A 21,681-nucleotide genomic window follows, 5' to 3' on the forward strand; every position below is an offset into this window, starting at 1 on the left:
AGCTACATGTGCACGTGCAAGCGCCGCGCTGCCTCCGAGATGGACCCAGTCAGCGACGGGTACACCGTGAACGCACTGGCGACGTCGTCAACGTGGAGCTTCTGCGTGACAGCCACGGAGATCGGGAAGATGAGTTCCGAAGCGTTCGGTCCCACCACCACGCCCCCAATGACCGTGCCGGATCCCTTGCGGGCGATGATCTTGACGAAGCCATCCTTGGTGTTGCGCATCTTGGCGCGGGCGTTGCTGAGCAGCGAGAGCATCACGACGTCGCCCTGGTACTTGCCGGACGCGAGGTCGGCCTCCGAAACACCCACCGAAGCGATTTCCGGGGACGTGAAGATGTTCGAGGCCACCTGGTTGAGCTTGAGCGGCTTCACGCCGTCACCCATGAAGTGTGCAACCGCGATGCGGCCCTGCATGGCGGCCACGGATGCCAGCGCGAACACGCCGGTGCAGTCGCCGGCTGCGTAAATGTTGGGGGCAGTGGTGCGCGAAACACCATCCACCTTGATGTGCCCGGACTCCGTCAGGGTCACCCCGGCCTCCTCAAGCCCAATTCCGGCCGTGTTGGGGATGGACCCAACACACACCAGGCAGTGCGAGCCCGTGACTACCGATCCATCGCCCAGGGTGACCTTCACGCCGTCGTCCGTCCGCTCAACTGCGTTGGCGCGCGACCGGGACAACACGCGCACGCCGCGGCGCTCGAACACGCCTTCCAGTAGTTTGGCGGCGTCCGTGTCCTCACCGGGGAGGACCTGGTCGCGGCTGGAAATCAGCGTGACCTTGGAGCCGAGGCCGTTGTAGGCGGAGGCGAACTCGGCGCCGGTGACACCGGAGCCCACCACGATCAGTTCCTCCGGCAGCTCGTCCAGGTTGTAGATCTGGGCCCAGTTGAGGATGCGTTCGCCGTCGGGCTTGGCCGTGGGGAGCTCGCGCGGGTGTGCACCTACCGCCAGCAGGATGGCATCAGCATCAATGGTTCGTGTGCCCTCAAGGGTCAGGACCTCAATCGTGTTGTTGTCCAGCAATTTGCCGGAACCGATCACGATCTCCACGCCGAGGCGTTCCAGCCCCGCGCGGATGTCGTGGGACTGGCCACGGGCCAGATCCAGGACGCGGTCGTTGATGTGCTTCAGGTCGGCACGGGGCTTGGAGCCGCCGCCGTCGCCGTCGAACTTGACGCCCAACTCGTCCGCCTCACCAACGCGGGTCATGAGGTCGGCGGTGGCAATAAGGGTTTTGGAAGGCACGACGTCGGTCAGCACGGCGGAGCCGCCAAGGCCTGCCCGCTCGATGATGGTGACTTTTGCGCCGAGGGAAGCGGCCACCATGGCGGCTTCATATCCTCCGGGACCACCCCCCAGAATCGCGATACGGGGGGAACTGAAGTCAACTTGGGTGGTCACAATTCTCAATTCTCGCTCATTGCACCGCAGGCTGCCAGTCAGCCAAGCCTCACCCCCGGCGTCGAACGCGTCCCTACCAAATTGCTGCACGCGCAAGGTAGCTTGTACCAGTGAGTAACACTGAGCTGATGAACACAGACCCTTTCGAAGCTGCCCGGGCCGCCGCCGACTTCATTGCCGCCGAGACTGGCGTTGAGTCCCACGACGTAGCCCTGGTGCTCGGTTCCGGCTGGGCCGAAGCCGCCGATCTCATTGGCGAAACCACCGCCACCTTGAATGCCTCGGAGGTTCCCGGCTTCCACCAACCTTCCGTTGTGGGCCACGTGGGAACCATCCGCTCCGTCCTGACCAAGGAAGGCAAACGCGCCTTGGTCCTTGGAGCCAGGACGCATTACTACGAAGGCAAGGGTGTCCGCTCAGTCGTCCACGGCGTTCGCACGGCCGCAGCCGCGGGTTGCAAGACGCTGGTCCTCACCAATGGCTGCGGCGGCCTCAATGAGGATTGGACCCCGGGCACGCCTGTGCTCATCAGCGACCACATCAACCTGACGGCCACGTCCCCGCTTGAGGGCGCCACGTTCGTGGACCTCACGGACCTGTACTCCTCACGCGTCCGGCAACTGGCCCGCGAAGTGGATCCGTCACTGCAGGAAGGTGTCTACGCCCAGTTCAGCGGTCCTCACTACGAGACGCCGGCCGAGGTCCAGTACGCCAAACGGATCGGCGCAGACCTCGTGGGAATGTCCACGGCGTTGGAAGCCATCGCCGGACGCCATGCAGGCATGGAGGTCTTCGGCATCTCGCTGGTCACCAACCTTGCCGCGGGCATCAGCCCGGCTCCGCTGAGCCACGCCGAAGTCCTCGAGGCCGGCCAAGCGGCAGGCAAGCGTATCTCCACGCTGCTGGCGGAGATCATCGCGAAGCTCTAAAGGCCTGCTTAGCCCTTTACCGGCCCTTGGGTCGGAAGCGTTGGACCAACGCTGACCACTACTCCGTTGCTGGACACGCCGTCCACTGTGGCCGTGATGATTGCCTGCCCTTGCAGGGCGCCTCCCCGTACCAAGCCATTGCTGACGGTGGCGACGATCCGGCGACTCGACGCCCATGCAATGACCGGGTTCCCGGGCTTGCCGTCGCTGTATTTGACAGTGGCAGTCAGCTGGACTGTGGCGCCCGGTTCCAGTGCCTGCGGACCAGCAGGACTCACGACGACGGCAATCACCGCATGCTCCACGGTCACCTTCGACTGCGCTTTCCATTCCTTGCCATCGGTGTCCACGTGCTTGGCTTCGATGAGCACTTGCCCCAGGCCCTGCGCGGTCAGGAGTCCGGAGGCGGAGATTGTTGCGACCTTCGGGTTGCCGGTGGACCACGTCACGTTGGATTCGGGCTTGGTGGTCCCGTCCGTGTACGAGGCAACTGCGGTCAATTGGTGCGTCTGCCCTTGCTTGATCGTGAGTTCGGCGGGATCGATCGCCAAGCCCGAGAGCTTGGCCGGCGGTGCCGTGTTGACGGTGATGCGTGCGGTGGCCTCGAACCCGTCCTGGGAGGCGGAGATGGTGGCGGTGCCCGGCGTGGCAGCGGTGACCAGGCCGTCGCCGTCCACGGTCGCTACGCCAGGATCACGGGAGCCCCATATAGCTGTGACGTTGAGCCTCCCGAGTGACCCATCGCTGTACGTTCCCTCGGCGACGAGCGGTATCTTGCCTCCAGGGCTGGTCTCAGCATCACCCGGGGTGATGCGCAGGGCCGTCAGCGAGGCCGTTCCCGGCTGGGTGACCTTGAGCTCGAAGCGTCCGGAGACGCCGTCGACCGTTGCTGTCAGGCCAGCGACACCCGGCGCGACCGCCGTCGCCTGGCCATCAGCGGTGATTCCGGCCACGGCGACGTTGTCCGAGGCCCACTCGATGCCTTCCTGTAACGGACGTCGCGTGCCGTCGGTGTAGGTGGCTTCCGCGGACAACTGAAGGGTGGCCTCGGGATGGAGCGAGCTTGCCGGAGCGCTCACGGCGATGGATTCCAGCACTGCTCGTGGCTGGTCAAGGAAAACGCGGACAGCCACCAGCCCGGCCGTCACGAGCACCGCGGCCACGATCACCACCACCCAGGTTCGCACCAGCCGTCGCCGAACAGTGGACATGCCTTCGCCCAAGGCACGGTCCAGGTCAGCCGGGTGCGTCTTGGCATGAATCGCGGCCTCGGACAACAACCGCTCCCGCAGCGCGTCCCTCACGGCCGGCCTTCTTCCAACGCCAGGCGGTTGGTTTTCTCTTCGGCAGCCGCCAGGGATTTGCCGACGTCCAGGGCGGGACGATCAGTCATCCCGGCAATCTCACCGACGGTGAGGTTCGCGAAGACATGAAGCACGACGGCGACCCTCTCGTCGAACGGCAACCTCGCCAGTGGACTCAGACTGGCCTTGGGCTTCTTCTTCTTGCCTTCGCGGCTCTGGAGCCAGTGTTCGTGCTTCTTCAGGAGTTCCACGAAGACGCACAGCGTGTAGACGCGCAGTTGGGGCGTCACGGGCCCCCTCCATGCGTTGGTGGACTGGGACCACGCAGCCTCCAGCAATCGGCGGGCAGTTTCCGGGTTGTCGCACAGCAAGTGCGCACAGTACTCCATGTCCCCACGCTGCCGTTCGAAGACGCTGCGAAGCTCGTCTTCGCGGTCTTTGAGCGCAGGCGCGAGCTTGATGCTGGGAGAAGCTCCTAGTTCGACTTCCCGGATGGCGGGCATAAGGACGGCTACAGCCAGGGTCAAAAGGCCCGCACCAAGGGGCAGGGCCGAGAGCAGAGCCGGAAACAACAAGCTCACCACGATCGCTGCCAGGGCAAGGACGGCGAGGACCAGCCGCAATGGAGTCAGTGAGGACCGCCAACGCCGCTTTGGTAACTCACACATGCTGCACCAGCTCACACCAGGCGGGATCCGGTTTCCTTTGATGGCTCCGGAGTCGCTACCACATTTTACGTCCATCGATTGGACATTTGAAGGCTCCACCAACGCCCTCTGTTACCCGCCAGTACGCCTTTAGCGGCTGCGGCACTTGAACCATTTCAAAAGTAAACACACAGCAAATTCTCAGATTAAATCTGCTTTATAACGAAACATTTGATTCCACTCCAGAGATGTGGCACGCGCACGCGTTGAGAAATGTAAGCGCTTGCACACAGATGTCTGACAACCCGTTTTGGCCTCTGAAACGTGCTTTGATTTGTCCCGCGAAGCCCGTCTAGCGTGGGAGTCGTTCCGGTAAGTCGACGTATCGGAGCCACCGCGGCACGAACCCCACAAGGGATTGCTGCACCTCGAAACGATGGCGTCCCTCGAAGACGCCTTCAGCGGATCGAGCGGACGCCGTAGTAGCGAGCCCCTTAACAGGGGACCAGGGCATGCGCCCCACTCCACGAAGTCCAACACTCCGCGAGAAGAGCAAGCATGAACACTCACTCAACCCTTCAACGGCCGCGCCGCCGGCTGCGACAGGCAGCCGCCCTCGCAGCCGCTGCCAGCGTGGCCGGCAGCATCCTGCTGGTGACGCCGGCTGCGCAGGCCAACCTGCCGGCTGACCCGCCGTCGAACACCATGCCGGCACCAACGCCCGGCTTCCCGCTGCCCTCCGTCCACACGCAGGAGGCGTACGACCCCGCCGCCGACTTCACGTCCAAATGGACCCGTGCAGACGCCAAGCAGATCATGGCACAGAGCAACACCAACGTTGCTCCGGGCCAGAACTCCATGAGCCCCGACGTCACCATGCCGGAAATCCCCAAGGACTTCCCCGCCATGAACGACGACGTCTGGGTGTGGGACACCTGGTCCCTGACGGACGAGAACGCGAACCAGATCAGCTACAAGGGCTGGGACGTCATCTTCTCCCTGGTAGCTGACCGGCACGCCGGCTACGGCTTCGACCAGCGCCACTGGAACGCCCGGATCGGGTACTTCTTCCGCAAGACCAACGCTGATCCGGCCAAGGACAAGTGGAACTACGGCGGACACCTGTTCCTGGACAACACCTCCATCGGCAACACCGAATGGTCCGGCTCCACGCGCCTCATGCAGGGCAACAAGATCAACGTCTTCTACACGGCCACCACGTTCTACGACGTCGCCGAGCGCAACGCTGGCGGCGGCGGCATCGCTCCGGATGCTGTCATTGCCAAGGCATTGGGCAACATCCACGCCAACCAGGACGGCGTGACCTTCGACGGCTTCGAGCACACCAAGCTGCTGGAGCCGGATGGAAAGATGTACCAGAACAAGGCCCAGAACCCGGGCTTCGCGTTCCGTGACCCGTACACCTTCGCGGACCCGGCGCACCCGGGCAAAACCTTTATGGTCTTCGAAGGCAACACCGGTGGCACTCGCGGCGACTACAAGTGCAAGCAGGAAGACCTCGGCTACCGTCCGGGCGATCCTCACGCTGAGACCCTGGACCAGGTCAACACCACTACGGGTGCCTGGTACCAGACCGCCAATGTGGGCTTGGCAGTGGCCGACAACAAGGACCTCACCAAGTGGAGCTTCCTGCCCCCGATCCTGTCCGCCAACTGCGTCAACGACCAGACTGAGCGTCCGCAGATCTACATCCAGAACGAAAACGGCAAGAACAAGTACTACCTGTTCACCATCAGCCACCAGTTCACCTACGCCGATGGCATGCGCGGCCCGGATGGCGTCTACGGCTTCGTGGGCAACGGCGTTCGCTCCGACTTCCAGCCAGTGAACAACAGCGGCCTGGCCCTGGGCTCCCCGACGGACCTGAACATGCCGGCTAACGCGCCGGAGGGTCCGGACCCGCGCCAGAATGGTCGTCAGTTCCAGGCTTACTCGCACTACGTACAGCCTGGCGGCCTCGTGCAGTCGTTCATTGACAACGTGGACGGCGTCCGCGGCGGCTCCCTGTCCCCCACCGTGAAGATGAACTTCCAGGGTGGCGTGACGCAGGTTGACCGTACCTTCGGCAAGAACGGCCTCGGCCCGTTCGGCTACCTGCCCACCAACCTCCGCGTTGGCGGCGAAGGCCTCTACAAGTAGGCCGCAACACCCCCGGCCCTTAGGCCACGGCAGGGGTGCGGGCTCCACAAGGGCCGGCACCCCTGCCACTCCCCAACCCCAGGATCTCTCCCCATGACTTACCCCAATCCCCGCCTTTCCCGCCGTCATCTGCTGGCCGCAAGTGCCGCCGTCGTGGTCGCCTTTTCCGCTGCCGCCTGCACCGCTCCAGCAACGGAAAGCCCGACGTCGGCCCCCACCCCGGGCGGCCACCGGCCATCCGCTTCGGATCCGTGGCGGCCCGCAGCCCACCTGACTGCTGAAAAGAACTGGCTCAACGATCCCAACGGCCTCGTGTACCACGACGGGACCTACCACGCCTTCTACCAGTACAACCCTCGCGGGAATTCGTGGGGCAACATGTCCTGGGGCCACTCCACCAGCACGGACCTGGTGCACTGGGAACAGCAGCCTGTTGCCATGGAGGCGAGCCCGCAGGAGGAAATCTTCTCCGGTTCGATCGTGATGGATAAGAACAACGCGTCCGGACTGGGGTCCGCGCAGAACCCACCCATGGTGGCCCTTTACACCAGTGCATATGGAAAGAACGGCGCGCTCCCCCAAGGTGCGCAAGCGCAATCCGTGGCCTTCAGCCTGGACAACGGAAGCACTTGGCAGAAGTACAAGGGCAACCCCGTCCTGAACCTGGCGCCCACCAACAACAACTTCCGCGACCCCAAGATCACCTGGTACGAACCCGGACGATACTGGGTGATGACCACGGTCGTGGCGGACGCGCAGGTAGTGAAGATGTTCAAATCCACGGATCTTCTCCACTGGGACTTCCTCAGTGATTTCTCCGGGGTCGGCGCCCAAGGCGGACTCTGGGAGGTGCCGGAACTCGTCCAGATGGACGTAGAGGACTCCGCCGCGAAGAAGTGGGTCATGCTGCTGAGCATCAACCCCGGCGGCATCGCGGGTGGCTCGGGCATGCAGTACTTCGTCGGCGAATTCGACGGCACCCGTTTCACGGCCGAAAACGCCGCGCCCGCCGATGCCCCGCTCACCGAATCCCAGTGGCTTGACCACGGCGCCGACTACTATGCGGCAAACTCCATCTCAGGAGCGCCCGGCGGCAAGCCTGTGCTCCTTGGCTGGATGGGCAATTGGGATTACGCGCAACACGTTCCCACCACGCCGTGGCGCGGGTCCATGGCCATCCCTCGCGAACTCACCCTGGTCCGGGGCCAGAAGCGGCTCGAACTGCGATCGGCAATTGCCGGCGTGGCGAGGGAAGCACTCGAACACTCAGGTGAGATGAAGAGCAAAAACCTCACCGTCGGCCACGACCCGCAGGGTACCAACACAGATCTTGGCGCCGATTTTGCCAGCCGTACCCAGCTCATTGAGCTCGAAATGGACCTTACCTCTGCGCGGGAAGCAGGAATTCTCCTTCGCCGATCCGCTGACGGCAGCGCAAACCTGCGTATCTCCTATAACAAGGAAAAGCGCACGGTAAAGGTTGACCGTTCCAAGGCCGGGACCAGCAACTTCTCCGAGAAATTCAGCCCTTATCACGAGGTTGCCCTGCCCTCCTCCGGCAGCGACAGCAAGGTCCACCTGCGCATCCTCCTGGATTCCTCGTCCGTGGAGGTCTTCGCCCAGGATGGGGCGGCAGTTATTTCGGACACCTTCTTCCCGGATTGGGACAACACGGGATCTTCTCTGTTCAGCATGGATGGGAGCACGGACTTCACCGTCCGATCCCGCGCCCTCTAAAGCAACGCGGGGTCAGGTATGCATCATTGCGACCAGATTTATGGGCCATATCTGACCCCGCGTTGCCCTTGATGTGGGCAATGAGGATAGTTTTGTCCCTATGACATCAAGCGATGCCGCCCTTAACCAGCTGCTCACCGACGCCCGTGAATGGGCTTCCCACGATCCGGACCCCACGACGTCGGCGGCTCTCCTTGAGCTCACCGACCTCGCCAGCGGCGGTGACGCAGGAGCAGTCCAGGAATTGGGCGACAGCTTTAACGGCACCCTGCAGTTTGGCACCGCAGGCCTTCGAGCGGCTCTCGGCCCAGGCCCCAACCGGATGAACAGGGTGGTGGTGCGTCGGGCAGCGGCTGGCTTGGCTGCTTTCCTGACCGAAGCGGTGTCCGCAGCTGCGCCGGGTACCAGGCCACGCGCCGTCGTCGGCTTTGACGCCAGGTATAACTCGGACATTTTCGCGGAAGAGACAGCTGCCATCTTCACTGCGGCTGGCATCGAGACCTTCCTCATGCCGGCAGCACTCCCGACGCCGTTGCTCGCCTATGCGGTCAGGGCGCTGGATTGCGACGGCGGCGTGATGGTCACCGCGAGCCACAATCCGCCGCAGGACAACGGCTACAAGGTCTATCTTGGCCGGCACGCCGTGACTGAGAGCGGCAGGGGTTCACAGATCGTTGCCCCGTACGATGCCCGGATTGCGGAAAAGATTGAGGCCGTGGGCACCCTGGAGTCCATCGCCCTGAGCGGGGCGGGCTGGACTGTACTTCCCAGCTCCATCGCCACCGACTACCAAGCGGCGATGGCAGGTCTGGTGGATGCAGAGCGCTTCCCCTCGCGGGACCTGAAGATCGTCCTCACCCCCATGCATGGTGTGGGCGGTGAAACAGCCGTATCGGTACTGAACGCAGCAGGCTTCACGGACGTCACCCTCGTCGCCGAGCAGGCCGAACCTGACCCGGATTTCCCCACCGTCGCATTTCCCAACCCGGAAGAGCCCGGCGCCCTGGACCTGGCGCTTGCGGCTGCGGCGGACCGGGGTGCCGACATCGTCCTGGCCAATGATCCCGACGCCGATCGGGCTGCGGTTGCTGCGGTTGACCCCGCAACGGGAGTCTGGCGGATGCTGCGCGGGGACGAAGTTGGTGCGCTCCTGGGCGCACACATCGTTGCGCGTATGGCCGCCGGTGGCGGCGAAGAACCAGGGGCAGGCGTCTTCGCCAACTCGATCGTGTCCTCACGGCTGTTGTCACGCATTGCGGCTGCAGCAGGCTACGCCCATGAGGAAACACTCACGGGCTTCAAATGGATTTCGCGCGTCCCGGGACTCACCTATGGGTACGAGGAAGCGTTGGGATATTGTGTGGCGCCGGACCTGGTCCGGGACAAGGATGGCATCTCAGCGGCCGTGTTGATCGCGGAATTGGCGGCAACCGCAAAGGCCGAGGGCAAGACGATCTTCGACACCCTGGATGAGCTGTACCTGGTGCACGGGCTTCATGCGAGTGACCAGTTGAGCATCCGCGTGGCGGACCTTGGGCTCCTGGACGCCATGATGAACCGCTTGCGCGTCAACCCGCCGGAAGCGTTTGGAGGCTCCGGCGTCGAGGTTTTCACCGATCTTGCTGAAGGCAGCGAATCCTTGCCGCCCACGGACGGGCTCTTGTACCTCACGCGGGACCAGAGCCGCGTGATCATCCGGCCCAGCGGCACGGAACCAAAACTCAAGTGTTATCTGGAGGTCATCCAGGCTGTGGAGTCGGCGGCAGAGCTTCCCGCTGCACGACACGCAGCGCGGACATCCCTGGACGACGTCCTTCGGGATGTCCGCGAGGCGTTGGGCTTGTAGCCGCCGGAGTCTGGCGGGTTCTTAGAGTTCAACCTCGATGTAGCCATCCACAAGGCGGGTGGCAAAGGTTGCGAGCTTGAGGTCCGGGTCAGTGAAGCACTCACCGGTTTCGAGGTCGTAGACCTCTTTGTGCAGCGGTGACGCAATGGTCGGCCGGCTGCCACGGGACCCGATGATGCCACGGGCCATGACGTTGGCCAGTGTGGCCGGGTCCTGCTGTGCGACGGCGAAGACTTCGCCGGGTGCGATGCGGAACAACGCTACCTGCCGGCCCTCGATGAGTGCCGCTTCGCCCCAGGCCACTTCGAGTTCGTCCACCAGGCACACACGGTGCCATTCGCCAACGGCGGTAGTAGTCAGTTCGTCGGCACGGTCCAGAATTACGGTCATTTCAGCCCCTCTCACTGTGTCCGGGCGCTGGCAATTTCCACCTTCACTCCCCCGGACCGGGCCACGCTTGCGGCCACTCTTCAAAGCTAGGGCGCGGGTGTTTCATCGGGGGTCCGCATTTGTGTCCGGTGCGTAAAAGAGACCTCACACCCCGCGAAATGCGTTCGTGATGCAGAAGTTAAGATCACGAAACAAAAGGGAAACTGAAGCGAAACTGCCCGTCCCTAGGCTGGAAGCACAAGTTGCGGAGATCCGTCTGCAACATCTGCGAAAGGCCCACCAGTGACCGGACACACTTCAAGTACAGAGAACCCGCGCCGCATCGTTGTCGTCGGAGGCGGCCCTGCGGCCCACCGTTTCGCCGACGCAATGTACAACCGCGGTCTTGAAGGCTGGCAGGTTACGGTGCTGACCGAAGAGGCGCACCTCCCCTACGACCGCGTTGCCTTGAGCAAGGCCCTGACGGAAACCGACGTAGACCTCACCCTTGGCGATGCTGCCATGTGGGAGCACGAGGCCCTGACGCTGAAGACCGGGGAGCGCGCGATCAAGATTGATTCCGTTGCCAAGAGTGTCCTCACAGCGGCAGGCAACAAGTACGAATATGACCACCTGGTGGTTGCCTCGGGTTCGGATGCAGCCCGGCTCCCGATCCCTGGTTCCGAGCACACCCACGTTTACCGCACGCTCGAGGACGTTTGGGCGATTAACAAGGCCATTGCAGAGCTTCGCGAAAAGTTGGGCCGCAAGGTTAACGCGGTCACCATCGGTGGTGGCTTGCTGGGCCTTGAATCTGCCGCAGGTACCGAGCAGCTGGGTGCCACTCCGATCGTCATCAACGGCGCGCCGTGGCTCATGAACACGCAGCTGGATGAAGGCGCCGGCCAGGCGCTTGGCCGCTTGATCGAGGCGAAGGGCTTCGAGGTCCACGGCGGCGTCTTCCCGTCCGAAGTACTGACGGACGACGACGGCCAGGTCACCGGAGTCCTGATGGCAGACGGCCGCACCATTGATGCGGACCTCGTCATCGTGGCTATCGGTGTGAAGCCGCGCGACGACCTCTTCCGCGCAGCTGAGGGCGAAGAGCAGCTGTTCAGCCTGGGCCAGCGCGGCGGTGTGGTGATCAACGATTTCTGTGCCACCGAGGTGGACGGTATTTGGGCCATCGGTGAAGTGGCTAACTTCGAGGGCATGTGCCTGGGCCTCGTTGCCCCCGCAAACACCATGGCCGAGATCGTCGCGGACCGCCTGCATGGCGGCGAGGCAACGTTCCCGGGGTTCGATACCGCCACCAAGCTGAAGTTGTCCGGCGTGGATGTGGCGAGCTTCGGTGATGCCTTTGCCCGCACCGAACACTCCCTCGAAATCGTCTATGCCGACCCCGCCCGCGGCGTTTACCAGAAGATTGTCACCACTGACGATGCAAAGACCCTCCTGGGCGGCATCTTCGTGGGCGACGCTTCCCCTTACATGAGCCTGCGCCCGCTGCTGGGACGTGAACTGCCTGCCGAACCCGGCGCTTTCCTGAGCGCTGCCGGTGGCGGCGAGGCTCCGGAGACCGAGCTTCCGGACGATGCAATCCTGTGCTCCTGCAACAATGTCTCTGCCGGAACCATCCGCGACACCGTCAACGGTTGCGGTGCCTGCGAGGGCAACGCTCCCGTGCAGGAGCTCGGCGAACTCAAGGGTTGCACGCGTGCCGGCACCCAGTGTGGTTCCTGCGTCCCGATGTTGAAGAAGCTCCTCGAAGGCGAACTGAAGAAGTCCGGCATCGAGGTTTCCAAGGCCCTGTGCGAGCACATCAGCCTGTCCCGCCAGGAGTTGTTTGACGCTATCCGCGTCCTGGAACTGACCTCCTTCGAGGAGATCATGGCCAAGTACGGCACGGGTGCCGGTTGCGATATCTGCAAGCCGACCATCGCCTCCATCCTGGCCAGCCAGCACTCCGCCTACGTCCTGGATGCCGGCCGTGGTTCCCTGCAGGACACCAACGACCGCGCGTTGGCGAACATGCAGAAGGATGGCACCTACTCGGTGGTTCCGCGCATTGCCGGTGGTGAAATCACTCCCAAGGGTCTCGGGGTCATCGCAGCGGTCGCCGAAAAGTACAACCTGTACACCAAGATCACTGGTGGCCAGCGCATCGATATGTTCGGTGCCCGCCTGGAGCAGCTGCCGGACATCTGGAAGGAACTGGTTGACGCCGGCTTCGAATCCGGCCAGGCCTACGGCAAGAGCCTGCGCACGGTGAAGTCCTGCGTTGGGTCCACATGGTGCCGCTTCGGCGTCCAGGATTCCGTAGCCATGGCCATCGCCCTGGAACTGCGGTACCGGGGCCTGCGCAGCCCGCACAAGCTGAAGATGGGTGTTTCCGGTTGCGCCCGTGAGTGTGCAGAAGCCCGCGGCAAGGACGTCGGCGTCATCGCCACCGCTGATGGCTGGAACCTGTACGTAGGCGGCAACGGCGGTGCCACCCCGGCACACGCCCAGTTGCTCGCCAAGGACCTGGATGACGAAACGCTGCTGAAGTACATCGACCGCTACCTCATGTACTACATCCGCACCGCCGACCGGCTGCAGCGCACCGCGCGTTGGCAGGAAGAGCTCGACGGCGGCATCAAGCACGTCGAGGAAGTAGTGGTGCACGACTCCCTGGGTATTGCCGAAGAGCTTGAAGCCGCCATGGCCAAGCACATCGACACCTACGAGGACGAGTGGGCTGAGACCTTGAAGGACCCGGAGCGCCTCCGCCGTTTCCGTTCCTTCGTCAACGCCCCCAACCAGAAGGACGAGTCCATCTCCTTCGTTCCGGAGCGCGGCCAGATCCGTCCCGCAACGAACGAGGAAAAGGGCGGCGTACTCATCGCCTCCACTATCCCGGTCCGCCGCGAAGCCGTCGGCGCAGAGAATTAGGGGAACCCATGCAGCTCACCATTGATCTCACAGGCCGGGACGTCCTTGTTACGGGATCCGAAAAAGCCGCCCGCCAAGCGGTTCGCCGCTACCAGGCTGCCGGGGCCAACGTATACCGCCTCAGCACACCTGCTGGCACACCCGGCGACGGTCCGCTTCCGGAGCGTCCGTTCCTGGTAGCAGTGGTGGACGACGGCGACACCGGCTGGGAGCCGTTGGTGGAACGCTGCGGCGGCGCCGGGATTCCGGTTGCCTTCGAGCCGGCACCAGGCATCGAGGGTCATGTGACCTTGGTGGGCGGTGGTCCGGGCGCCTTGGATCTCCTCACGGTTGGTGCGGTGGACGCCCTGCGCGATGCCGACGTCGTGTTTTACGATCGCCTGGCCCCATACCAGGAGCTGGCAGACCTGACGTCCGGCGAGTTGGTGGACGTTGGAAAGCAGCCTGGACACCACAAGGTCACGCAGCGTGACATCGAAAAACTCATGGTGGAAGCTGCGCTCCTGGGCAAGAACGTGGTCCGGCTCAAGGGCGGCGATCCATACGTCTTTGGCCGCGGTGGCGAAGAAGTGGCCGCCTGTGTTGCCGCTGGCGTTCCCGTCCGCGTGGTCTCCGGCGTCACGAGCGCCATCTCCGTTCCGGCCGCAGCGGGAATTCCGGTAACGCACCGCGAGGTCAGCCACATGTTCACCGTGGTTTCCGGACACGCTCCCCTGACGGAGAAGGAACACACGCACCTGGCGGGACTCGGGGGCACGATCGTTGTCCTCATGGGCATCGGAACCCTCCCGCAGCTTGCCGCCGGCCTGCGCCGGGCGGGGATGGAATCCGACATGCCGATGGCTGTGGTGGAACGCGGCTACCGCCCGGGCCAGCGCACCACCATCGCCGATCTGGGTACGATCGAAACGGCAGCCACCGGTTGCAGCAACCCGGCCGTGCTGGTCATAGGCGAGGTGGTCCGGGTGGCTGAAGCCAACCGTAATCATGCCGAAGCATCCGCTGAACTGAGCCGACTCGCGGCTTCGCTCCTTGAAGCCTGAAAGTAAATCAATGACTGTTGCACGTGCCCTTGAAATCCAAGACGTCACAACCGCCACGGACGTTTCAGAAGCTACCGAAGCGCCGCTGGACGGCTTCCGCATCGGCGTCACCTCGCATCGCCGTTCCAGGGACCTCATCGAGGCCTTGGAACGGCGCGGTGCGAGCGTGCTCCATGCTCCGGCCTTGAAGATCGCGCCCGTGCAGGAGGACATGGTCCTCATCGAGGACACCCGCACCATCATCGCCGCCAAGCCGGATATCTGCATCGCCACCACGGCCTACGGCATGCGCCGCTGGTGCGAGGCAGCGGACTCCTTCGGCATCGGCGAGCAACTCCTGGAAACACTCTCGGCCTGCCGCATGTTCGTTCGGGGACCCAAAGCCCGCGGTGCCGTCCGCGCGGCCGGGCTTGCCGACGTCGGAATCAGCAGTGACGAAACCACAGCGACACTCGTGGACATGCTCCTGGCGGAGGGCGTCCGGGGCAAGACTGTTGCTGTGCAGCTGCACGGCTACACCGACGTGCGCCAGCTGGAGCGCCTCCGGATGTCCGGCGCCACCGTCCTGACGGTAACGCCATACCGCTGGGTCAAGCCCGACGGCGAGGACAAACTGCCGCGCCTCATCGAGGCCGTGTGCAACGGCAACCTTGACGTCCTGACCTTCACCAGCGCCCCGGCAGTGGACGCAATGTGGAGCACCGCACACGAGATGGGTCTGTACCGCCAGCTTATTGAAGCGCTCAAAGGGCCTGTGACGGTTGCCGCCGTGGGGCCCGTCACCGCACAGCCACTGGTCGACGCCGGGCTGACGCCACTCATTCCCGACCGCTACCGCATGGGTGCACTGATTCGCCTCGTGACGGAGCACCTGTCCCTGAACCATGTACGCCGCCTGGAAACCAAGAGCGCCACCATCGAACTCCGCGGGCGCTGCCTGCGGATCAACGGCGAAGTAGTAGAACTCGCTCCGGCGCCCTTGCTCTTGCTCCGGGCACTGCTCGGCGCCGGTGGTGCGGTGCTGTCCCGTGAAGCGCTCTCGGATCTCCTGGACCTCCGCGGTTCCGTGCACGCCTTGGACATGACCGTCAGTCGGCTGCGTTCCTCGCTTCCGGACGGCAAGCTCATAGAAACCGTGGTGAAGCGCGGGTACCGGCTGCGGGCTTAGATTCGCCCCCAAGAAAGCACCGCGACGTCCAGGACGTTGCGGTGCTTTCTCGCTTTTAACCGCATTCTGCCCTCTCGCGGGGCGCATTCCTTGACAGGTGCAAAACGTTTTAGGTAGTGTGATCCAAACAACATCCAAAACGTTTTGCAAAGGACTGTCGATGACGACGAGGGTAGGCATCCGCGAAGTGGCGAAGGCTGCCGGCGTTTCGATCACCACGGTGTCCCACGCACTCAACGACGCCACGAGCGATCGCGTGAACCCCAAAACGCAAGAACACGTACGGGCCGTGGCCAAGGATCTGGGCTACGCCCCCAATCGCCTGGCGAGCGGACTGCGGAACCAGCGTTCGCAGATCATCGGCCTCGTCAGTGATCAAATCACCACCACACCCTTTGCCGGGGCCATGATCCGCGGTGCCCAGGAAACCGCATATCAGCGGGGCTACCTGCTGATGGTGCTCAATTCAGGGCTTGACAACGATCTTGAGAAACATGAAATCCAAACCCTCCAGCAACACCAGGTGGACGGGATCATTTACGCCCGGATGTACCACCAGGGCGTCACGGTTCCCGAGGAACTTTACGAAGTCCCTACAGTCCTGCTGGACGCGGCCTCCGCTGACAGTTCAATCTCCTCAGTGGTCCCGGATGAAATCGCCGCCGCAGAAAGTGCAGTGGAAATCCTGGCTGCTGCCGGGCATACGAGGATTGGGATGATCAACAACATTGACGACATCCCGGCCACGCACGGACGGCTGGAGGGCTACCGAAACGCCCTTATTCGCAACGGGCTGCCGGAAGATCCCCGGCTCGTCGCCTCTGCGGTCTCGGACACTGTGGGCGGCAGGCAAGCAGCGGCACAACTGCTGTCCTTACCCGATCGGCCCACTGCCCTGTTCTGCTTCAACGACCGCATGGCCATGGGCGCCTACCAATCAGCTTCCGCAGCAGGCCTCCGCATCCCGGAAGACCTCTCTGTGGTGGGAATGGACAACCTCGAACTCATCGCAGATGCGCTGTGGCCAGGGCTGACCACCGTTGCCCTTCCGCACTACGAGATGGGGTGCTGGGCCGTTACCCGGCTCCTGGACGACATTGAAAAGCCCGGCACGCCGCCGGGGCAGAAAAAACTCCTCTGCCCCGTCATCGAACGGGGCTCGGTGGCGCCGCCACACTGACATCAACCACTAACCCCCGCAAAACACCACGTCACAACACCGGATTCCACAAAGAAAGGGACGCAGCCGTTGCAGCGGCTGCGCCCCGAAGGACCCGGGTCAATCATCCACACCCAAAAACAGCAGAAAGATTGAGAATCATGAACACACGATTCACACGGATCCTGGCAACCAGCATAGCTGCGGCGGCCCTCGTCGGCAGCCTGGGCGCCTGCAGCAAGGGCAGTTCCTCGTCCACAAGCGACGGCCCCAAAGAGATCACCATGTGGACCCACGCCGCCGGAAACCCGGAGGAACTGGCGGCAACCCAGGCGATCGTTGACTCCTATAACAAAAGCAGCGGCGCGAAGGCGCAAATCAAGGTGCAGGCTTTCCCGCAGGAGTCCTACAACGATTCCGTCGTTGGGGCCGCGTCAGCCGGGAAACTTCCCTGCATCGTGGACATTGATGGACCCAACGTTCCCAACTGGGCGTGGGCCAAGTACCTGGCGCCACTGAAGCTGTCCGCTGACCTTTCCAAGAACCTCCCCAGCACCGTTGCCAAGTGGCAGGGCGAGACCTATGCGGTTGGGTACGGCGACGTCGCTTTGTCCATGTTTGCCCGCAAATCTGATCTCGCTGCGGCGGGCGTCCGTGTCGCCACCATTGAGAAACCATGGACGAAGGACGAGTTCCAGGACGCGCTCACCAAACTCAAGGCACTGGGTAAATGGGATTACCCGTTGGACATGGGTACTGCCGGAACGGGCGAGTGGCTGCCCTATGCATACTCGCCGTTCCTGCAGTCCTTCGGCGGAGACCTGATCAACCGCGAGGATTACCAGTCGGCTGACGGAGCCCTTAATGGCGACAAAGCTGTGGAATGGGCCAAGTGGTTCCGTGGGCTGGCAGATCAGGGCTTCATGGCGACGAAGAGCGGGAAAGACTCCACCCAGGACTTCCTGAACAACAAGAGCGGCCTCCTCTACACCGGTTCCTGGGCAGGCGACAAGGCCCGGGCCGCCCTGGGAGATGAGCTGGTGGTCATGCCCAGCGTGGACCTGGGCAACGGTCCCAAGATTGGCGGAGCTTCCTGGCAGTGGGGCGTCACCAGCGGCTGCAACAACATGGATGCCGCGATGGACTACCTGTCCTATTCCCTGAAGCCGGAAAACGTGGCTTCCGTCATCAAGGCAACGGGAGGCATCCCCGCCACCAATGAGGCCGCGGCCCTGATTCCCGCATTCGCCGAGGGCGGTGCCAACCGTATCTTCATGGAGTTCTCCCGCCAGTACGCGGTATTGCGGCCTGAAACCCCGGCTTACCCGTTCATCGCCACCGAATACGGCAAGGCTGTCCAGGACATCCTGGCCGGCGCGGATCCCAAGACGGCCCTGGACAAGGCGGTCAAGGCGATTGACGCCAACATCAAGTCCAACGGCGGCTACAAGAACTAGCCGGCGGCAGCCGAACGGAACGGCGACGGCGGCACTCACCTGCCGTCGTCGTCGGACCTCCCGGCCCCCGACTGTCAACGGAGAACCCCATGACAACCACCCAAATTCCCCCTACTCCTGGCCGCCGCCTGGCGGCCCCCGCCCCCGCTGCACCGCCCAACAAACCGCATCGCCGGCCGCGCTACCTGCGCGAGCAGCTCAGCGGGTGGGCAATGATCGCCCCCGCCGCAGCCCTGCTGCTGCTCTTTGTCTTCCTCCCGGCGATCCTGGGCTTCGGACTGGCATTCACCAACGCCCGCCTTGTCTCACCACGACCCGTTGAGTTTGTGGGTGCGGACAATTTCGTCCGGCTCTTCACGGACCCCACGTTCTGGCGGGCACTGCTGAACGTCAGCTACTTCGCGGTTGTAGTGGTGCCCGTCCAATCGGGCCTTGCCCTGGCGATGGCGCTGCTGATCAACAAGAAGTTCCGCGGGGTGAACTTCTTCCGCACCCTGTACTTCCTTCCCGTGGTGACGTCCATGGTGGTGGTGTCCCTGCTGTGGCTGTTCATGTACCGCAAGGACGGGCTGATCAATGAGTTCCTGTCCGCGGCCAGCTTCGGCCTGATCGACGGCCCGGACTGGCTCAACGATCCCGCCACATCCATGCCGGCCATCATCATCCTGTCGATCTGGCAGGCCGCCGGCTTCCACATGATCATCTGGCTCGCCGGCCTGCAGAGCATCTCCGGGGAGCTGTACGAGGCAGCCCAGCTTGACGGGGCAAGCCGCTGGCACCAGTTTCGCTACGTGACCTGGCCAGGGCTCAAGCACACCCGCACCCTGATCCTGGTGACCATCACCATCCAGGCACTCGGGCTCTTCGACCAGGTCAGCGTCATGACCCAGGGCGGACCGCTCGATTCCACCACCACCATCATTTTCGAGGCGGTGCGCTCCGGCTTCAAGCAGCAGGAGACATCCTATGCCTCGGCTATCTCCCTCGTATTCTTCGTCCTGGTGCTCCTGGTCTCCGCAGCGCAGCGCTACCTGACCCGAGAGAAGGACTGACATGAAAGAGACACTCACATCCAAGAGTCTCAGCAGTGCAGGGACCATGGCGGTACGGATCCTGTTTGCCGTCGTCGCCGCCTTCCCCCTCCTGTTCATGCTGGTGTCTTCACTCAAGCCGGACCAGCAGATCTTCGGGGACATGTCGTCAGTGGCAGCCTTCCTGCCCATCGGCAATATCTCGTTCGACAACTACGCTGCCGTGTTTGACCGTGTGCCAGCCGCCCGCTTCCTGATCAACTCCATCGGGGTCTCGGCCGTGACGGTGGTGTTGGGGATCTTCATCAACAGCCTCTGCGCCTTCGCCTTGTCCCGGATGCAGGTCCGCGGCAAGCGCATAGTGTTCACGGCGATCCTGGCCACGCTGATCGTGCCCTTCCAGACGCTGGCGCTGCCGCTGGTGTGGTGGGTGAACCAGTTGCCGTTCTTTGAGCTCAACGGGTTCAGCCTGGAGATTTCCAAGGGCTGGCTGGACACCTATCAGGTCCAGATCATCCCGTTCATCGCCAATGCGTTCTCCATCTACCTGTACCACCAGTACTTTGAGTCGATCCCGAAGGAACTGGATGAGGCCGCGAGGATTGACGGCGCGGGCTGGTTCAAGATCTACCGCCTGGTGGTGATGCCCCTGGCAGGCCCTGCGACAGCCACGGTGGCGATCCTGACGTTCCTTCCCGCGTGGAACTCCTACCTGTGGCCGCTCATGGTGGTCCAGTCCGAGGAGCTCCGACCCGTCATGATCGGCATCCAATACTTCTTCCAGCTCAACGTCTCCTGGGGCGAAGTCATGGCTTATGCCTCCCTCATCACCGTCCCGGTGGTGGTGCTGTTCATCGCATTCCAGCGCTCCTTCATCAACAGCATCGCCTCCAGTGGCGTCAAGGGCTGACCCGCCTTGCCCCTCATGCGAAAGGGAAATACTCCCATGAACACAACCGCCGACCTCGACTGCCGGTACCGGCCCAAGTGGCACTACTCCGCTCAGCGCAACTGGCTCAACGACCCCAACGGGCTCCTCTACTCCAATGGCGTCTACCATCTCTTCTACCAGCACAACCCGGACGGCGATACGTGGGGCAACATGTCCTGGGGTCACGCCACCTCGGTGGACTTGCTGCGTTGGGAAGAGCAGCCCGTGGCCATCCCCTGCGACGACGAGGAAGCCATCTACTCCGGCTCCGCTGTGGTGGATATCCATAACACGAGCGGTTTCGGCACCCCGGACAACCCACCGCTCGTGGCGATCTATACGAGCGCCTACACCTCCGGCTCGCCCATGGCCGGCCTCCAGGCGCAGTCCCTTGCCTACAGCACGGACGACGGCACCACCTGGACGAGGTATTCGGGGAACCCGGTGCTGGACAGGGCCTCCCCGGACTTCCGGGATCCGAAAGTGTTTTGGTACGACGGCGACGCCGGCAGTTACTGGGTCATGGTCGCCGTCGAAGCAGCCCGCCGCGAAGTCGTGCTCTACAGCTCACCGGACCTGCTGTCCTGGGAATACCTCAGCACCTTCGGCCCGGCGAACGCCACCGCAGGCGTATGGGAATGCCCCGACCTGTTTGAACTTCCGGTGGACGGCGACGCCTCCAACACCCGGTGGGTTCTGGTGGTAAACCTCAGCCCGGGCGGTATCGCCGGCGGCTCCGGCGGCCAGTACTTCGTCGGAACGTTCGACGGCGTGACGTTCCATTCCGAAACTACCGTCACCGAAGGCCTCCAGTCCGATGACACCCGGATGGCCGAGTACGGCTGGCTCGACTGGGGCCGGGACTACTACGCCGCCGTGTCCTTCAGCAACGTGCCCGACGGCCGCCGGCTCATGATCGCCTGGATGAACAACTGGCAGTACGGCGCTGAGACACCCTCCGACGGCTGGCGCAGCGCCATGTCGCTCGTTCGTGAAGTGAAGCTGGTTTCCCGCGGCGGGCGTCCCGTGCTGGTACAGGAGGCCATTGACCCTTTCGAAGGGCATGGGACGGAGATGACACTGGGCCGACAACGGCTGGAATCCGGCCTGACGTGGCTTCCCGAAGAGGTATCCGGGGACGTGCTGAGGATCGATGCCGAGTTCGAGCCCGGGCATGCCGGAAGGGTCGGCATCGTGCTGCGGGCCGACCCGCAGCGAGACGCCGCGCCGGGTGTCTTTTCCGCAGGCTCAGAGCGCACAGTGCTGGCCTACAGCCCGGCAACGGGGGAACTCAGCCTGGACCGCACCGAATCCGGCAACGTCGGATTCCACGAGGCATTTCCGTCAGTAGATCGCGTTGCGGTGGCGTTGGAAGATGGCCGGATTCGGCTTCGGATCTTCCTGGACCGCTGTTCCGTCGAGGTCTTCGCCCAAGACGGCAGGGCGACCATCACCGACCAAATCTTTCCGGAGGACTCCAGTACCGCCCTCGCCCTCCTTGCAGAAGGCGAGGGGGCAACCCTGGTGAACTTCACCGTCGTGCACTAACGGCAG

16 protein-coding genes are annotated in these 21,681 nt (G+C 63.4%); 12 read left to right on the top strand and 4 right to left on the bottom strand.

The window, feature by feature from the left end; all coding sequences use genetic code 11:
- Window positions 1-2 precede the first annotated feature (2 nt).
- Window positions 3-1,412, bottom strand: a complete 1,410-nt coding sequence (locus ABIE18_RS05260; RefSeq protein ID WP_499721602.1) for an NAD(P)H-quinone dehydrogenase — start codon at window positions 1,410-1,412, stop codon at window positions 3-5.
- A 128-nt stretch (window positions 1,413-1,540) separates the two neighbouring features.
- Here ABIE18_RS05260 and ABIE18_RS05265 point away from each other — a divergent pair, with 128 nt between their 5' ends.
- On the top strand, window positions 1,541-2,341 hold the full coding sequence (locus tag ABIE18_RS05265) for a purine-nucleoside phosphorylase (protein ID WP_499721604.1): 801 nt from the start codon (window positions 1,541-1,543) through the stop codon (window positions 2,339-2,341).
- A gap of 8 nt (window positions 2,342-2,349) precedes the next feature.
- Here the strand turns inward: ABIE18_RS05265 and ABIE18_RS05270 are convergent, their stop codons facing one another.
- A complete protein-coding gene (locus ABIE18_RS05270; RefSeq protein ID WP_499721606.1) occupies window positions 2,350-3,645 on the bottom strand; it encodes an Ig-like domain-containing protein in 1,296 nt (431 codons plus the stop codon).
- Window positions 3,642-4,313 carry a hypothetical protein gene (locus ABIE18_RS05275; protein ID WP_499721607.1) on the bottom strand — a complete coding sequence of 224 codons (672 nt, stop codon included), beginning with the start codon at window positions 4,311-4,313 and terminating at the stop codon, window positions 3,642-3,644. The genes ABIE18_RS05270 and ABIE18_RS05275 overlap by 4 nt, the downstream gene beginning before the upstream one ends.
- Window positions 4,314-4,850: 537 nt before the next feature.
- On the opposite strand from ABIE18_RS05275, the gene ABIE18_RS05280 reads away from it, so the two are divergent.
- The 3 genes from ABIE18_RS05280 (at window position 4,851) to ABIE18_RS05290 (ending at window position 10,035) form a co-directional block, all read left to right on the top strand.
- On the top strand, window positions 4,851-6,452 hold the full coding sequence (locus tag ABIE18_RS05280; protein ID WP_499721608.1) for a glycoside hydrolase family 68 protein: 1,602 nt from the start codon (window positions 4,851-4,853) through the stop codon (window positions 6,450-6,452).
- A 93-nt stretch (window positions 6,453-6,545) separates the two neighbouring features.
- Complete coding sequence (locus ABIE18_RS05285; protein WP_499721609.1) at window positions 6,546-8,189, top strand: glycoside hydrolase family 32 protein; 1,644 nt, start codon at window positions 6,546-6,548, stop codon at window positions 8,187-8,189.
- A gap of 100 nt (window positions 8,190-8,289) precedes the next feature.
- Window positions 8,290-10,035: a phospho-sugar mutase gene (locus ABIE18_RS05290; protein WP_499721611.1), complete on the top strand. Its 1,746-nt coding sequence runs from the start codon at window positions 8,290-8,292 to the stop codon at window positions 10,033-10,035.
- Window positions 10,036-10,056: 21 nt separating this feature from the next.
- Here ABIE18_RS05290 and nirD read toward each other — a convergent pair whose 3' ends face one another.
- Window positions 10,057-10,425 (bottom strand): nitrite reductase small subunit NirD, encoded by a 369-nt coding sequence (nirD, locus tag ABIE18_RS05295; protein WP_442006263.1) that lies wholly within the window; start codon window positions 10,423-10,425, stop codon window positions 10,057-10,059.
- 282 nt (window positions 10,426-10,707) lie between these two features.
- Between nirD and nirB the strand changes: the two genes are divergently transcribed.
- The 8 genes from nirB (at window position 10,708) to ABIE18_RS05335 (ending at window position 21,675) form a co-directional block, all read left to right on the top strand.
- The gene (gene nirB / locus ABIE18_RS05300) at window positions 10,708-13,338 is read left to right on the top strand and encodes a nitrite reductase large subunit NirB (RefSeq protein ID WP_499721613.1); all 2,631 of its coding nucleotides are present in this window, start codon (window positions 10,708-10,710) and stop codon (window positions 13,336-13,338) included.
- An 8-nt stretch (window positions 13,339-13,346) separates the two neighbouring features.
- Complete coding sequence (gene cobA, locus ABIE18_RS05305; RefSeq protein ID WP_499721614.1) at window positions 13,347-14,381, top strand: uroporphyrinogen-III C-methyltransferase; 1,035 nt, start codon at window positions 13,347-13,349, stop codon at window positions 14,379-14,381.
- A gap of 10 nt (window positions 14,382-14,391) precedes the next feature.
- Window positions 14,392-15,549, top strand: a complete 1,158-nt coding sequence (locus ABIE18_RS05310) for a uroporphyrinogen-III synthase (RefSeq protein WP_499721615.1) — start codon at window positions 14,392-14,394, stop codon at window positions 15,547-15,549.
- A 160-nt stretch (window positions 15,550-15,709) separates the two neighbouring features.
- Window positions 15,710-16,729: a LacI family DNA-binding transcriptional regulator gene (locus tag ABIE18_RS05315; RefSeq protein WP_499721616.1), complete on the top strand. Its 1,020-nt coding sequence runs from the start codon at window positions 15,710-15,712 to the stop codon at window positions 16,727-16,729.
- A 140-nt stretch (window positions 16,730-16,869) separates the two neighbouring features.
- On the top strand, window positions 16,870-18,165 hold the full coding sequence (locus ABIE18_RS05320; RefSeq protein WP_499721618.1) for a sugar ABC transporter substrate-binding protein: 1,296 nt from the start codon (window positions 16,870-16,872) through the stop codon (window positions 18,163-18,165).
- Window positions 18,166-18,254: 89 nt separating this feature from the next.
- The gene (locus tag ABIE18_RS05325) at window positions 18,255-19,217 is read left to right on the top strand and encodes a carbohydrate ABC transporter permease (RefSeq protein ID WP_499721619.1); all 963 of its coding nucleotides are present in this window, start codon (window positions 18,255-18,257) and stop codon (window positions 19,215-19,217) included.
- A 1-nt stretch (window position 19,218) separates the two neighbouring features.
- Entirely contained in the window at window positions 19,219-20,106 is an 888-nt protein-coding gene (locus ABIE18_RS05330; protein ID WP_499721620.1) for a carbohydrate ABC transporter permease, read from the top strand.
- A 36-nt stretch (window positions 20,107-20,142) separates the two neighbouring features.
- Window positions 20,143-21,675: a glycoside hydrolase family 32 protein gene (locus ABIE18_RS05335; RefSeq protein WP_499721622.1), complete on the top strand. Its 1,533-nt coding sequence runs from the start codon at window positions 20,143-20,145 to the stop codon at window positions 21,673-21,675.
- The last annotated feature ends 6 nt before the right edge of the window (window positions 21,676-21,681 follow it).

The sequence above is a fragment of the Arthrobacter sp. 2762 genome (assembly GCF_040548745.1).
Lineage (GTDB): Bacteria > Actinomycetota > Actinomycetes > Actinomycetales > Micrococcaceae > Arthrobacter.

Bases quoted from the DNA above. Each gene is read 5' to 3' on its own strand.
- ABIE18_RS05275 (WP_499721607.1), bottom strand. From the start codon at position 4,313: ATGTGTGAGTTACCAAAGCGGCGTTGGCGGTCCTCACTGACTCCATTG.
- ABIE18_RS05310 (WP_499721615.1), top strand. From the start codon at position 14,392: ATGACTGTTGCACGTGCCCTTGAAATCCAAGACGTCACAACCGCCACG.
- ABIE18_RS05325 (WP_499721619.1), top strand. From the start codon at position 18,255: ATGACAACCACCCAAATTCCCCCTACTCCTGGCCGCCGCCTGGCGGCC.
- cobA (WP_499721614.1), top strand. From the start codon at position 13,347: ATGCAGCTCACCATTGATCTCACAGGCCGGGACGTCCTTGTTACGGGA.
- ABIE18_RS05285 (WP_499721609.1), top strand. From the start codon at position 6,546: ATGACTTACCCCAATCCCCGCCTTTCCCGCCGTCATCTGCTGGCCGCA.
- nirD (WP_442006263.1), bottom strand. From the start codon at position 10,425: ATGACCGTAATTCTGGACCGTGCCGACGAACTGACTACTACCGCCGTT.
- ABIE18_RS05335 (WP_499721622.1), top strand. From the start codon at position 20,143: ATGAACACAACCGCCGACCTCGACTGCCGGTACCGGCCCAAGTGGCAC.
- ABIE18_RS05265 (WP_499721604.1), top strand. From the start codon at position 1,541: ATGAACACAGACCCTTTCGAAGCTGCCCGGGCCGCCGCCGACTTCATT.
- ABIE18_RS05330 (WP_499721620.1), top strand. From the start codon at position 19,219: ATGAAAGAGACACTCACATCCAAGAGTCTCAGCAGTGCAGGGACCATG.
- ABIE18_RS05290 (WP_499721611.1), top strand. From the start codon at position 8,290: ATGACATCAAGCGATGCCGCCCTTAACCAGCTGCTCACCGACGCCCGT.
- ABIE18_RS05280 (WP_499721608.1), top strand. From the start codon at position 4,851: ATGAACACTCACTCAACCCTTCAACGGCCGCGCCGCCGGCTGCGACAG.
- ABIE18_RS05320 (WP_499721618.1), top strand. From the start codon at position 16,870: ATGAACACACGATTCACACGGATCCTGGCAACCAGCATAGCTGCGGCG.
- ABIE18_RS05315 (WP_499721616.1), top strand. From the start codon at position 15,710: ATGACGACGAGGGTAGGCATCCGCGAAGTGGCGAAGGCTGCCGGCGTT.